Consider the following 13,880-nt stretch of genomic DNA (forward strand, 5'->3'; position numbering starts at 1 on the left):
GTCTCGCGGAATGGTCCCGCGTGCATGGCGCATGATCCGGGAAAGTGTGCAGCGGTTTCCCGATCAGATCATGCGCAAAACAAAACTCTGAAGCGCGATGATTCATCATCGCGCTTTGTCGGATGTAGCGGCGGCGGCTGCAAAGCGCAACCGCCGCCGCGAAGAACGTCTGTCTTGTCCTAAGCCCTAGTACAACCCGCCGGTGCCCGGGCGCATGAAGAAGCCCGAATCCGGCTGCTGCTGCTGCGATGCCGGCATGCGACCGTCGGCATCGGCAACGCCGATGACGGAGTAGTTGTCCGGCGGCGCCGTGCCGGGCTTGAAGGCTTCGAGAATGGTTCCGCCGGTCTCGCCGGGACCTGCGCGCATGCCGGTCTTGGAGACGACGCGCACCAGCTTGATGCCGGCCGGCACCTTGAACGGGACCGCGGGCTTGTCGGCCAGCGCGAGCTGGAGGAAGTCGCGTGCGATCGGAGCTGCGAGATGGCCGCCGGTCGCAGCGTTGCCTTTGCCGAGCGGGCGCGGCTTGTCGTAGCCCATGTAGATGGCAACGGCGACGTCGGGCGAGAAGCCGACGAACCAGGCGTCCTTGGCCTCGTTGGTGGTGCCGGTCTTGCCGGCGATCGGCTTGCCGACCGCCTTGACCACGGTCGCAGTACCGGCCTGGACCACACCTTCCATCAGCTCGGTGATCTGATAGGCGGTCATGGAATCCAGCACCTGCTCGCGGCGGTCGATCAGCTGCGGCTCGTTCTGGTTCTTCCAGCCGCCCGGCGCGTCGCAGCCACGGCATTCGCGCTGATCGTGCTTGAAGATGGTGTGGCCGTAGCGATCCTGGATGCGGTCGATCAGGGTCGGCTTCACCCGGCGGCCGCCATTGGCGAGCATCGAATAGGCCGTGACCATGCGCATCGCCGTGGTCTCGCCCGCGCCGAGCGCGTAGGACAGATAGTTCGGCAGCTCGTCATAGACGCCGAAGCGGCGGGCATATTCGCCGATCAGGGGCATGCCGATGTCCTGGGCGAGGCGCACCGTCACCGTGTTGAGCGACTGCCGCAGCGCATTGCGCAGCGTCACCGGGCCCTGGAACTTGCCTGAGGAGAAGTTTTCAGGCCGCCACACGCCCGCGCCCTGGCCCTGGTCGATTTCAATGGGAGCGTCAAGCACGACGGTGGAGGGCGTATAGCCGTTGTCGAGCGCGGCCGAATAGACGATCGGCTTGAACGACGAGCCGGGCTGCCGATAGGCCTGCGTGGCCCGGTTGAACTGGCTCTGGTCGAACGAGAAGCCGCCGACCATCGCCAGCACGCGGCCGGTCCAGGGGTCCATCACCACCATCGCGCCGGACACTTCGGGGATCTGGCGCAGCCGGTACTGGCCCTCGACGGGCTGGCCGTCCTTGTACAGCGGATCGGCATAGATCACGTCGCCGGGCTGGAGCACCTGCGACACCGCGCTCGCCGCCCTGCCCTTCGCAGCCCCCGAGGCCGCCCTTGCCCATTTGATGCCATCGAGCGTGATGAGGCCGGTCTCGCGCTGCTTGCTCACGGCGCCGCCGAGCTCGCGGCTCGGCTGGAAGCCGATGCGCGCGGACTGATCGCTGGTCTCCAGCACCACCGCCATGCGCCATGGCGAGATGTCGGAGAGCGCCTTGATCTCGGCGAGTTTCACGCCCCAATCGCCCGAAATATCGAGCTTGCTCATGGCGCCGCGATAGCCCTGCTGCTCGTCATAATTCACGAGGCCGGAGACCATGGTCTTGCGCGCCATCACCTGGATCTTGGGATCGAGCGTGGTGCGGACAGAGAGGCCGCCCTCGTAGAGCTTCTTCTCGCCGTAGCGCTCGAAGATGTCGCGGCGCACTTCCTCGGCGAAATATTCGCCGGCGAAGGTGTGGGCGCCGTTGGAACGGCTGGTGACGGCGAGAGGCTCCTTGCGCGCCTTGTCGGCGTCGGCCTGCTTGACCCAGCCATTCTCGACCAGGCGGTCAATCACGTAGTTGCGGCGCTCGATGGCGCGATCGCGGTTACGGACGGGATGAAGCGTCGCGGGCATCTTCGGCAGCGCCGCGAGATAGGACGCTTCCGCCACCGTCAGCTCGTTCACCGACTTGTCGAAATAAACCAGCGACGCGGCCGCGATGCCGTAGGCGCCAAGGCCCAGATAGATTTCATTCAGATACAGCTCGAGGATCTTGTCCTTCGAGTACGTCTTCTCGATCCGCATGGCCAGCAAGGCTTCCTTGATCTTGCGGGCGAAGGAGACCTCGTTGGTCAGAAGGAAGTTCTTGGCGACCTGCTGGGTGATCGTGGATGCGCCCTGCGGACGGCGGTTGGAGCCGTAGTTCTGGATGTAGACCACGCCGGCGCGCGCCATGCCGGTGTAGTCGATGCCGCCATGCTCGTAGAAATTCTTGTCCTCGGCTGCGAGGAAGGCGTTGATCACGAGTTTCGGCACCGCCTGGATCGGCAAATAAAGCCGCCGCTCCTTGGCGTATTCGCCGAGCAGCGAACCGTCGGTCGCATGCACGCGGGTCATCACCGGCGGCTCGTAATCCTGAAGCTGAGAGTAGTCCGGCAAGTCCTTGGAGAAATGCCAGATCAGGCCTGCGACGGCACCGACACCGACGAGGAACAACACCGTTCCCGCGGCGAACAGGAAGCCCATGAACCGCACCAGCAAGCGCATTATGTATTTATCCGTTCAAACTCTGGTTCAGCCCAGGATCAGCCAAGATCAGCTCAAGATTGATCAGCCTTTGGCACATAAAACAGGCGCCAATCTCACGTCACGAATTCACCGGCCCACTCAATACTGTCCGTGCCGGAACCAAGACGCTTGCCGAACGGGATTCTCGCCGATTCCGGAACCCCCTGCGGGGTTTTTATAAAGCGCCCGCTGTGGCCAAACTAGGGCTTTTGCGGCGGGACGGAAAATCCCTCTCAGAATCCCTTGCTCAATTCGACGATCCCCCCGGTCGTCAATTCGACGATCCGGCCGTGACCAGCCGCTTGGCCAAAAACCCGTCGATCGCCTGCGCCATCGAGCCCACGGCACGCGACCGCCATCCCTCGGAGACCAGATGCTCGAGGTCGCCCTTGTTGGAGACATAGCCGATCTCGACCAGGACCGACGGCACGTCGGGCGCCTTCAGCACCCGGAAGCCGGCCGACTTCAGGGGATGCTTGTGCATCCGCACCGTCGACTTCATTTCGCCCATCAACAGGCGGGCAAAACGACTTGAAAAGGTGCGGGTTTCCCGTTGGGTGAGATCGATCAGGATGTCAGCGACATCGGTCGGCTCCTCCGCGAGGTTGAAGCCGGCAATAGCGTCCGCCCGGTTTTCCGCGTCCGCCAGTCGCTGCGCCTCGGCGTCGGAGGCCTTGTCGGACAAGGTGTAGATGGTCGCGCCCTGCGCATCGCCTTCGGCACGCGGCAGTGCGTCGGCGTGAATAGAGACGAACAATGCCGCCTTGAGGCTGCGGGCGACTTTGACCCGGTCGTTGAGCGGGATGAAGGTGTCGTCGTCCCGTGTCATTACCACGCGATATTTGCCGGTCTTTTCCAGCCGTTCGCGCAGCGCCAGGCCAAACGCCAGCACCAGATTCTTCTCGCTCTCACCGCTCGACTGCGTGCCGTTGTCGATGCCGCCATGGCCGGGATCGATCACGACCACCGCGCGGCCATCGGCCTTTTGCCCGGCGTCAGGGGGGGCGGACGCGGGAACCGTCGCGGGCGGCGGATCGGCAATAGCGGGCCGCAACTCAGGACGGTTTTCCGGAGGGAGCGACGCCACGAAGGCGGAGCGTTCGACTTCCTCCAACTCGAGCACCAGCCGCGCCGGCTGACCGTTGGCGGCCTCCACCACATAGGAATTGGCGATCTTGGCCGGGCCCGCCAGATCGAACACGATTCGCGACCCGCCGGGCATCACCAGCCCGTAGCGGAAGGCCTTGACCAGTCCCCGTCCCGCGGCCCCGGTCCCCGCGGGGAGTTGAAAATTGACCTGGGGGACGTCGACCACCACCCGATACGGGTCGGCCAGCGTGACGGCGCGGAAGGTAACGGCCTGGTCGATGTCGAGGATAAAGCGAGTCTGCTTGCCGTCACCGGCCAGCCGGGCGGCCGAGGCCGTTGGGAAATTCGCTGACGCAACAGTGGGTTGAGGCCGACTTTCCGCCGCCTTCAGGCGCGAGGAATCAGCGCACGGCAATACCGCGGCGCAGAGCAGCACGCATCCCAGCAAGATCCTTTGATTTGCGCGGCTCGCCACCGATTCCGTGCCTCCGAGCAGCCTCTTTAACGCAATAGAACCACAGGGTTAAACGATCCTTAATGACAGACACGCGAAACTCGCTGACTGTGACCACCGTGCGACGCTCCTTGCACGGATGGCCCAATCCACGTATGTACGGAATGCTGACGGCCGATATTTCCGGTTGTGTCGCATTCAGCCTCCCGGTGCAGCGCCGGAACTCTCAAGGTTTGGGAATTCCAGCGTTTTTCCGTTCCCCTCTAGGTCCAGCGCGGTGCGCGGCAGCGAGGTGGAGCGGGGCAAGCCCCGGCGGCGGACGGTCCCCGGTTACCACCACGTTTCCGGGACGGTTCTGACAGCGGCGCAACCCGTTACCCGGTCCCTTAATCCCAAGGGAGCGGTTCGTAATACCCAAGGCGAGCGCGCTCGCGCCATGCCTGGCCAGCAGCAACTGATTGATGGGCGGCCCCGCCGCCCAATGTTTCATACGGGCCGACGCTTGATGCGCCAGACTGTGCCGACCAATTCTGAAGGACCATTCGCGACGCTGCGGAGTGACAATTCCGCGCGCCGCTTCGGTCCTCCGGCTTCCGGTTCGGCAAGGCGCGAGAGACGGCGTTTCGGCCTTCCCCTCACCCCCGAATCAGGTGGACCGTCGCGTCACCCGGCAGCGCTGATGGCGCCCACGGTGAATCGCGCCCGCCGCCGCCAAGAGTTAAGACATGCCCAACAAGATGTTGATCGATGCCACCCACCCGGAAGAGACCCGGGTCGTCGTGGTCCGCGGCAATCGCGTCGAAGAGTTTGATTTCGAGACCGCGCAACGCAAGCAACTGCGCGGGAACATCTACCTCGCCAAGGTCACAAGGGTCGAACCCTCGCTCCAGGCCGCCTTCGTCGAATATGGCGGCAACCGCCATGGCTTCCTCGCCTTCAGCGAAATCCATCCCGATTACTACCAGATCCCGGTCGCTGACCGGCAGGCGCTGATCGAAGCCGAGGAGCAGGCCCATCGCGAGGCCGAGGAAGAGAGCGAGAACCGTTCCCAGGGCCGCCGCCGCTCGCGCCACCGCAACTCCCGCCGCCGCAGCCATGGCGAGCGCGTCCGCAGCGACATCGTCGAAGGCGCCGATCCCGCGACCCAGCAGATCCAGGGCGCGGCCCTGCCTGAGGGCGCTTCGCACGAGGGCGAGCACCTGCACGCAGGCGCGGAGCATCACGGCGAGCACGAAGGCCACGATCATCACGATCATGACCACGAAGGACATGACCACGACGACCATCATCATGCCCATGGTGAGGGCCAACACGCCCACGATCATGACGACCAGGGTCATCACGGCGAGCACGATCATCACGACCATGATCACGCCGACGAGACGCCGGCGCCTGTCGCAGCAATCGGCGCCGAGCCCGCGGTCGCAATCGAGGCCTTCGCCGAGCCGCAGGCGGTTGCCTCCGATGCACACGCCGACGATCTCGCCGAGGCCGTGACATCCGCCGTTGAGCCTGCCGACGCCGTGTACGCCGCAGGCGAGAGCGCCGAGACTCCGCATCACGAATCCGAGGACCACGACACCGACGAAGACGAGGACGACGAGGAAGCCGAAGAGGACGTCGTTGAATCCGTCGGCGGCGACGATGCGCTGGAGGAAGTGCCGGAGCGCACCTTCCGTCCGCGCCGCCAGTACAAGATCCAGGAAGTCATCAAGCGCCGCCAGGTGATGCTGGTGCAGGTCGTCAAGGAAGAGCGCGGCAACAAGGGGGCGGCGCTGACGACCTACCTCTCGCTCGCCGGCCGCTATGCTGTTTTGATGCCGAACACCGCGCGCGGCGGCGGCATCAGCCGCAAGATCACCAGCGCGCAGGACCGTTCACGCCTGAAGGAAGTGGTGCAGGATCTCGACGTGCCCGAGGGCATGGGCATCATTCTGCGCACGGCGGGTGCCGCCCGCACCAAACCCGAGATCAAGCGCGATTTCGAGTACCTGATCCGGATGTGGGAGACGGTGCGCGACATGACGCTGAAGTCGCAGGCCCCGACCCTCGTCTACGAGGAAGGCTCGCTGATCAAGCGCTCGCTGCGCGACCTCTACAACAAGGAGATCGACGAGATCCAGGTGGCGGGCGAAGCCGGCTACCGCGAAGCGCGCGACTTCATGAAGATGCTGATGCCCGCCAACGTGAGCGCGGTGAAGCAGTATCGCGACGGCCAGCCGCTGTTTTCGCGCATGGGCGTCGAAAGCCAGCTCGATGCGATGTTCTCGCCGACCGTGCAGCTGCGCTCCGGCGGCTATATCGTGATCAACCAGACCGAAGCGCTGGTCTCGATCGACGTCAACTCCGGACGCTCGACACGCGAGCATCATATCGAGGACACCGCGCTCAAGACCAATCTCGAGGCCTCCGAAGAGGTTGCGCGTCAGCTTCGGCTGCGCGACCTCGCGGGCCTGATCGTCATCGACTTCATCGACATGGACGAGAAGCGCAACAATCGCGCGGTCGAGCGCAAGATGTCCGATTGCCTCCGGCAGGACCGTGCGCGCATCCAGGTCGGACGCATCTCGCATTTCGGCCTGCTCGAGATGTCGCGCCAGCGCATCCGCGCCAGTGTGCTGGAGTCCTCGACCGATCCCTGCACGCATTGCGGCGGCACCGGCCATGTGCGCTCGGTGTCCTCGGTTGCGCTCCAGTTGCTGCGCGGCCTCGAAGAGACCCTGATGAAAGGCGCGACCCACAATCTCGTGGTCCGCACCCGCACCGACGTCGCGCTCTACGTGCTGAACCAAAAGCGCGGTCATCTGCGCGACCTCGAGAACGGCTTCAAGGTCACTTTGTCGGTCATCGCCGACGCAAGCGTCAGCGGACCGCAGGCCTATGTCATCGACCGCGGCGAGCAGGTGCATACGCTGGAAGCCGCCAAGGCTCTGCTGGCGGCGCAGGCGGCCGCAAGCCCGCCCCCCCTGGTCGAAGAAGCCTATGACGAAGAAGAGTTCGACCCGGAGACCGAATCCGAGGTCGAAACCGAGGAGACCGAAGGTCTCGCGGAGGAGCAGGTCGCAGGCGACGCCGCTTCCGAGCAGGACAGCCAGCGCCGCAAGCGTCGCCGGCGCCGTCGCGGTCGCGGTGGCCAGCGCGACGAGGAGTCGCGCGAGGATGGCGCTCCCGCTGTTGCCGAGACTGCCGTGGCGGCCGGCGAAGGCGAAGAGGATGTCGAGGCCGAGCCGGACGGCGAGGAAGGCGAGGACCAATCAGCCCGTGGCGAGCAACAGGGCAGCGCCGACCGCCGTCGCCGGCGTGGTCGCCGTGGCGGACGCCGCCGTCGTGGTCCGGGCGAGGAAGGTCTCGCCGGCTCCATCGGCGACGAACTCGCTGCCAATGCGCCGTCGGAGGCGACCGACGCAGTCGCCGATTTCGATGGTTTCGGCGGCGAGGCTGCGCCCTCGATCGCGCAGACGGAGCACAGTTCAGAGCCGCAGGTCACCCAGCCCGAGCCGCGCGCCGAGGCACGGATCGAGGCAGCGGCCCGGCCTGAGCCGGCTCCTGCTGCCGCGGACGAAGAGCGCGCCGACGACAAGGCCGCACGACGCCGTTCTACGGTTCGGGAAAAGGTAAGCTTCCTGTCGGGCAGCCAGAGTGAACCGGCACCCGTTACGCAAGCGGCCGAGCCGGTTGTCCCGCCCGCACCGGCTCCGAAGCCCGCGCCGACAGCGGCAAGCGAGACACCGACCGCACCGCGTCGCGCCGGCTGGTGGTCGCGCCGCTTCGGCGGCGGCGAATAAACAAGCGCCAATCAAAAACGCCCGGCCTTGGCCGGGCGTTTTTCGTTGCACGCTCGCTTTGCCGAGTTCAGAGCGACGGCGGATCGCCTGCGATCGGCGCCGCGTCGCGCGATGCGATCCGGCGGAGCTGATCATAAAGGTCAGGCGCCTCGCTGGTGCAGAGGCAGACGCCTGTCGCAGAAGGCGCATCGCCGGCGTTGAGGTAGGCGTGGCCCATGGTGCTGTCGAGATAGATGCCGTCGCCCTCGCCCAGGATCTCCGGCGCGTAGAACTCAGTGTGGACGGCAACGCGTCCGCTCGTCACCACGAAATATTCCTCGCCGGCGTGGCGCAGCAGCGGACCGAACTCCGCCAGTGAGCGCGCCCGGACTTCCGCCAGGATCGGCACCATGCGTTTGCCGATCAGATCGGTGCATTGGTACGTGTAGGTGTAGAAGCCCGTCGTGATCACCTGCCCCTGCCCGGCACGGCTGATGCTCCGGCGCGCCGTGACCGGCCGGGTCTGTTCGGGACGCGGGGGCGCCGGATTGAACAGCTCGGCGATCTCCATCTTCAAGCCCGAGGTGAGCTGGAGCAGCTTGTCGTAGGTTAGCGACATCAGCCCGTTCTCGACCTTGGACAGGGTCGACAGCGCCATCCCGGTCCGCTCCGCCACTTGCTTCAGCGTCAGCCCTCGCGCCTGCCGGGCAGCCTTGAGGCATTGGCCGAGCTGGGAGTTCGCGCCCTCCGGCGTCGTCATGATCTCGCTCATAGAGCAAGTCTATCACGGCGGCAGAGAAAATGTTGACCGATCCGTCTAATCTGTTCGGCCGAAATCGATCCCACGCTCCCCATTTGGTCGCCGGTTGAGTAGATTGGCCAGCATTTGCGCATGAAACAGCCGGATCTGGCGAATATTGATGCGCCGCTCCTACTTTCCGATATGCTAAATCGTTTTCAGAATATGAAAGGGATTGGCGTTGTCCGAACTCTGCGATTCCACCGCTATTGAGCTGCGCCGCCGCCTGGCCGCCCGGGAGATCTCGCCCGTCGAGCTGCTGGATTCGTGCCTGTCGCGGATCGCCACCGTCAATCCCGCCGTCAACGCCGTGGTGACGCTGGACGAACCTGGCGCTCGCGCCGCTGCCAAGAAAGCCGAGGCCGCCATCCTCCGCGGCGAGGATGGGGGCGCGCTCCATGGGCTTCCCGTTCTCATCAAGGACACCCAGGATACCGCTCGGCTGCGCACCACCTATGGCAGCCCGTTGCAACGGGACAACGTCCCGGCCTCCGACCAAGCCTCGGTCGCGCGGCTGCGCGCGGCCGGCGCCATCATCTTCGGCAAGACCAACACGCCGGAATGGGCGGCTGGGGGCAACACCCGCAACCCCGTGTTCGGCGCGACCGGCAATCCGTTCGATCCGATGCGCTCGGCGGCCGGCTCTTCCGGCGGCTCGGCGGTGGCGCTCGCCTGCGGCATGGCGCCGCTCGCCTCGGGCTCGGACACCGGCGGCTCGTTGCGCAATCCGGCGGGCTTCGCCGGCATTGTCGGCATGCGTCCGTCCTACGGCCTCGTGGCCAGCGAGAAGCGCGTGTTCGGCTGGTCCAATTTGTCGACCGACGGGCCGATGGCGCGCAATGTCGCCGACACCGCGCTGATGCTGTCGGTGATGGCGAGCGACGACGCTCGCGATCCGCTCGCCTATACCCTGCCCGGCGAGCCCTTGCGCGCTCGTGCCGAGCGCTGGGCCGCTCCGCGCCCCGCAGAACTCGGCGGGCTGCGCCTCGCCTTCACCGAAGACTTCGGCTTCGCCCCGACCGAGCAGGCGATCCGGCGCGTGTTCCGCCATCGCGTGAGCAAGCTTGCACCGCTCTTCGCCGAATGCCGCGAGGCGACGCCGGATTGCGCCGGCGCCGACGATGCCTTCGCGGTGCTTCGTGCCGGCATGTTCCTGGCGACGCACGGCAAGAACTACAAGGAGCGGCCCGAGATGCTCGGCCCCAATGTCCGCGCCAATGTCGAGGAAGGCCTCGGCTACACGCTGGAAGATCACGCCCGCGCCGCAACAACGCAGACGCGGATCTATCGCGCCTGGCAAAGCTTCTTCGAAAGCTGCGACGTGCTGATCAGCCCGACCATCACGCTCAGCCCGCGGCCGTGGTCGGAGCCTCATCCCGCCGAGATCGACGGGGTAGCTACGAAATCCTACTTCCATTGGCTCGCGCTCGCTTATGCCGTCACGCTTCCCGGCCATCCCGCGATCAGCATTCCTCTCGGCCTCGATGAAGCCGGGCTGCCTTTCGGTCTCCAGATCGTCGGTCCGCGTGGCGGCGACGCCGCCGTGCTGTCGGTGGCCGCGAGCCTCGAGGCGGCGTTCGCCGGCGACGCGCAATTGTGCCGGCCGGCGCCCGATCTGGCGCGGCTTGCCGCGGCGGCGCCGCTGTCGGCCGTACCCGGCTTCCTGACTTGGGAATGAACAAAACCTGGGAATGACCCGAAGCCAGTCCTAGCTGCAGCGCCGGCGCAACGGAGACGAGGATGACGGAATTGCCGAGGCGGACCAGCGCCGTCGCATTCGTCCTGCTCTACATCGCCTACTGCATCTCCTATGTCGACCGCGCGGCGATCTCGCTGGCGCTGGCGCAGATCGGCAAGGACTTCAACCTCCAGGCCGCAGATCTCGGCATCGTCATCAGCATGATGACGACGTTCTTCGCCGAGCGCGAAAAGTATCTGCTGATCGGCGCCTCCGCATTGACCGGCATCTTCCTCTACGCCATGTACAAGACGGAGACGATCGTGATGCTGATCACCTACCAGTCGGTGGTCTATTTCTTCAAATCCTTCGTGCTGGCCTCGGTGATTGCGCTTCCGACCAAGCTGCTGCGCGACGACCAGATCGGATCTGGGATCGGCATGGTCAATCTCGGCGGCCAGAGCGCGGGCTTCGTCGCACCCGTCGCCATCGGCTTCATCGTGACCGGAACCGGATCGTTCGATGCCGCCTTCGGCTTCCTCGTGGCGATGACGGCGTTGTCCGTCGTGGTCGCCGCGACCATCAATACGGCCGAGCCGAAGCTCGCTCCGCAGACGGCCTGACAGGGGATTTCTTCCGATGCAAAGCGCGATCGTACTCGGCGGCGGCATGATCGGCGTAAGCGCGGCGCTGCACCTGCAGCAGCGCGGCTGGTCCGTCACGCTGATCGACCGCAGGGAGCCGGGCCGCGAGACCAGCTACGGCAATGCCGGCATGATCCAGGCGGAAGCGGTGCGCCCCTATCCGATGCCGCGCGACCTCGCCACGCTCCTGAAGATCGCAACCGGCCGCACCAACGACGTGCGTTACAGCCTGTCGTCACTTCATCTCCATATCGAGCCTCTGCTCCGCTATTGGTGGCATTCCGCCCCGAAGCGGCACCGCGAGGCGATCGGCGCCTGGGCGCGGCTGATCGCCTACGCGACGGCGGAGCACGACATCCTCATTCGCGAAGCCCATGCCGACAATCTGATCCGCCGCGCGGGATACCGGCATCTGCATCGCGACGCAGTTTCGTTCGATCTCGCCGTCAAGGCGGCGGAAGAAGACCAGCGCGAATTCGGCGTGAGGTTTCGTGCGCTCTCGGGCGCCGAGCTCGCCAAGGCCGAACCTGTGCTGCGCGACGATTTGCCCGGCGCGATCCATTGGCTCGACACCTGGACCGTGTCCGATCCTGGCGCGCTGGTCACGGCCTATGCCGAACTGTTCGAGCGTCTCGGCGGCACCATCGTGCTCGGTGATGCCCAGAGCTTGCAACAGACCGCCACCGGCTGGTCGGTCGATACGGATCAGGGACGCATCGATGCCGCCCATGCCGTCGTGACGCTCGGGCCGTGGTCGCCAGATCTCCTGCTCAAATTCGGCTATCGCATCCCGCTGGTGCGCAAGCGCGGCTACCACATGCATTACAGCGGCGGCGCGTCGCTCGATCTGCCGCTGGTCGACAAGGCCGGCGGCTACGCCATGGGTCCGATGGCGAAGGGAATCCGCATCACCACCGGCGCGGAGCTGACCGGGCTGGACGCGCTCGCAACCCCCGTGCAGCTCGCCAGCGCCGAAGCCTCCGCGCGCGAGCTGATCGACCTCGGCAGGCGCGTCGAGCCCGACCCGTGGTTCGGCACCCGCCCCTGCACGCCCGACATGCTGCCGGTGCTCGGCCCTGCTCCGCGCCATCCAGGCCTCTGGATGAACTTCGGCCACGGTCACCAGGGTTTTACGCTGGGGCCAGCGACCGGACGCCTGCTCGCCGAGATGATGAGCGGCGAGACGCCCGCGATTGATCCGACGCCATACCGGCCGGAGCGGTTCTAGCTCGCTGCGCTCGCCGCAAGCACCGCGAGCGCCGAAAGAAACAGGGCTGATCGAGGATCTCGACCAGCCCTGTTATTTCAAGACCTGACGGCGCGCCGTCGGTGACGGCTTGCAGATCAGTCCGTCGTGACAGCGGTTTCCATGTCAGTGGGATCGATCTGCTTGGCGAGGTTGGCGTTGAGCTTGTCGCGATCGAGTTCGCCCTCCCACCAGGCGACGATCACGCAGGCAACGCCGTTGCCGCACAGATTGGTCAGCGCGCGGCACTCGCTCATGAACTTGTCGATGCCGAGCACGATCGCCATGCCCGGCACGAGGCGCGGATCGACCACGGCGAGCGTCGCCGCCAACGTGATGAAGCCCGCACCTGTGATGCCCGAGGCGCCTTTCGAGGTCAGCATCGCCACCACCAGGATGGTGAGTTGCTGGCCGAAGCTGAGATCGACGCCCAGCGCCTGCGCGATGAACAGCGTCGCCAGCGTCATGTAGATGTTGGTGCCGTCAAGGTTGAAGGAATAGCCCGTGGGCACCACGAGGCCGACCACCGACTTGGAGCAGCCAAGGCGTTCGAGCTTTTCCATCAGTGACGGCAGCGCGCTTTCCGAGGACGAGGTGCCGAGCACGATCAGCAGCTCGTCCTTGATGTAGGCGAGAAACTTGAAGATCGAGAAGCCGGCAAGGCGCGCGACGATTCCGAGCACGACGAACACGAACAGCGCTGCCGTTGCGTAGAATGTCGCGATCAGCCCGAGAAGATTGCCCAGCGCCGTCGGGCCGTACACGCCGATCGTATAGGCCATCGCGCCGAACGCCCCGATCGGCGCCGCGCGCATCACGATGGAGATGACGCCGAACACCGCATGCGCGGCGTCATCGATGAAGCTGCGGATAGTGTGGCCGCGCTCGCCGAGCCCCATGATGGCGAAGCCGAACAGCACCGAGAACAGCAGCACCTGCAGGATCTCGCCTTGCGCGAAGGCGCCGACGACAGTGTCCGGAATGACGTGCAGCACGAAGTCGACCGACTTTTGCGCCTTGGCCTGATCCGCGAATTTGGCGACCGCCTGCGCATTCGCCGCGGCATTGCCGAAGCCTGCGCCGGGCTTGACGAGGTTGCCGACCAGGAGGCCGATCACCAGGGCGAAGGTCGAGACGATCTCAAAATAGACCAGCGCCTTGACGCCGATGCGGCCGACCTTCTTGGCATCCTGGATGTGGGCGATGCCCGAGACCACGGTGCAGAAGATGATCGGCGCGATCACCATCTTGATCAGCTTGATGAAGCCGTCACCGAGCGCCTTGATCCATTCGTTCTTGGCGAAGTCCGGCCATAGCCAGCCGACGACGGCGCCGAGCACGATCGCGATCAGCACCTGGACATAGAGAACCTTGTACCACGGCTTGGCGGCGGGCGGCGCGACCGGCGCCCCCACCATCGTTGTCGTCGTCATCGTTTCACTCCCCCTCAAAACGCCAGGCCAGCCAAGATCAACTCGGCCGGCCCTGTCAATTGGA

Annotated in this window: 8 protein-coding genes; 4 read left to right on the plus strand and 4 right to left on the minus strand. The window is 65.5% G+C overall.

Annotated elements, in window-relative coordinates:
• Positions 1-186: 186 nt before the first annotated feature.
• A complete protein-coding gene (locus tag IVA88_RS22545) occupies positions 187-2,688 on the minus strand; it encodes a penicillin-binding protein 1A (protein WP_247499357.1) in 2,502 nt (833 codons plus the stop codon).
• A 292-nt stretch (positions 2,689-2,980) separates the two neighbouring features.
• The gene (locus IVA88_RS22550) at positions 2,981-4,273 is read right to left on the minus strand and encodes an N-acetylmuramoyl-L-alanine amidase (protein ID WP_247499358.1); all 1,293 of its coding nucleotides are present in this window, start codon (positions 4,271-4,273) and stop codon (positions 2,981-2,983) included.
• A 704-nt stretch (positions 4,274-4,977) separates the two neighbouring features.
• On the opposite strand from IVA88_RS22550, the gene IVA88_RS22555 reads away from it, so the two are divergent.
• Complete coding sequence (locus tag IVA88_RS22555) at positions 4,978-8,037, plus strand: ribonuclease E/G (protein WP_247499359.1); 3,060 nt, start codon at positions 4,978-4,980, stop codon at positions 8,035-8,037.
• 67 nt (positions 8,038-8,104) lie between these two features.
• On the opposite strand, the gene IVA88_RS22560 is transcribed toward IVA88_RS22555, so the two are convergent.
• A complete protein-coding gene (locus IVA88_RS22560) occupies positions 8,105-8,788 on the minus strand; it encodes an XRE family transcriptional regulator (protein ID WP_247499360.1) in 684 nt (227 codons plus the stop codon).
• A gap of 208 nt (positions 8,789-8,996) precedes the next feature.
• On the opposite strand from IVA88_RS22560, the gene IVA88_RS22565 reads away from it, so the two are divergent.
• The 3 genes from IVA88_RS22565 to IVA88_RS22575 all read left to right on the plus strand — a co-directional run bounded on the left by IVA88_RS22565 (position 8,997) and on the right by IVA88_RS22575 (position 12,365).
• Positions 8,997-10,493 carry an amidase family protein gene (locus tag IVA88_RS22565; RefSeq protein ID WP_247499361.1) on the plus strand — a complete coding sequence of 499 codons (1,497 nt, stop codon included), beginning with the start codon at positions 8,997-8,999 and terminating at the stop codon, positions 10,491-10,493.
• Between the two features lie 62 nt (positions 10,494-10,555).
• Positions 10,556-11,116 carry an MFS transporter gene (locus tag IVA88_RS22570; RefSeq protein ID WP_247499362.1) on the plus strand — a complete coding sequence of 187 codons (561 nt, stop codon included), beginning with the start codon at positions 10,556-10,558 and terminating at the stop codon, positions 11,114-11,116.
• A gap of 16 nt (positions 11,117-11,132) precedes the next feature.
• The gene (locus tag IVA88_RS22575; RefSeq protein ID WP_247499363.1) at positions 11,133-12,365 is read left to right on the plus strand and encodes an FAD-binding oxidoreductase; all 1,233 of its coding nucleotides are present in this window, start codon (positions 11,133-11,135) and stop codon (positions 12,363-12,365) included.
• 116 nt (positions 12,366-12,481) lie between these two features.
• On the opposite strand, the gene IVA88_RS22580 is transcribed toward IVA88_RS22575, so the two are convergent.
• Positions 12,482-13,816 carry a dicarboxylate/amino acid:cation symporter gene (locus tag IVA88_RS22580; protein WP_247499364.1) on the minus strand — a complete coding sequence of 445 codons (1,335 nt, stop codon included), beginning with the start codon at positions 13,814-13,816 and terminating at the stop codon, positions 12,482-12,484.
• Between the last annotated feature and the right edge of the window lie 64 nt (positions 13,817-13,880).

Origin of the sequence: Bradyrhizobium sp. 149 (assembly GCF_023073915.1) — a bacterium.
Lineage (GTDB): Bacteria > Pseudomonadota > Alphaproteobacteria > Rhizobiales > Xanthobacteraceae > Bradyrhizobium.

Excerpts from the sequence above, each read along its gene's own strand:
- IVA88_RS22545 (WP_247499357.1), bottom strand. The coding sequence starts at position 2,688 with ATGCGCTTGCTGGTGCGGTTCATGGGCTTCCTGTTCGCCGCGGGAACG.
- IVA88_RS22555 (WP_247499359.1), top strand. The coding sequence starts at position 4,978 with ATGCCCAACAAGATGTTGATCGATGCCACCCACCCGGAAGAGACCCGG.
- IVA88_RS22560 (WP_247499360.1), bottom strand. The coding sequence starts at position 8,788 with ATGAGCGAGATCATGACGACGCCGGAGGGCGCGAACTCCCAGCTCGGC.
- IVA88_RS22570 (WP_247499362.1), top strand. The coding sequence starts at position 10,556 with ATGACGGAATTGCCGAGGCGGACCAGCGCCGTCGCATTCGTCCTGCTC.
- IVA88_RS22575 (WP_247499363.1), top strand. The coding sequence starts at position 11,133 with ATGCAAAGCGCGATCGTACTCGGCGGCGGCATGATCGGCGTAAGCGCG.
- IVA88_RS22580 (WP_247499364.1), bottom strand. The coding sequence starts at position 13,816 with ATGACGACGACAACGATGGTGGGGGCGCCGGTCGCGCCGCCCGCCGCC.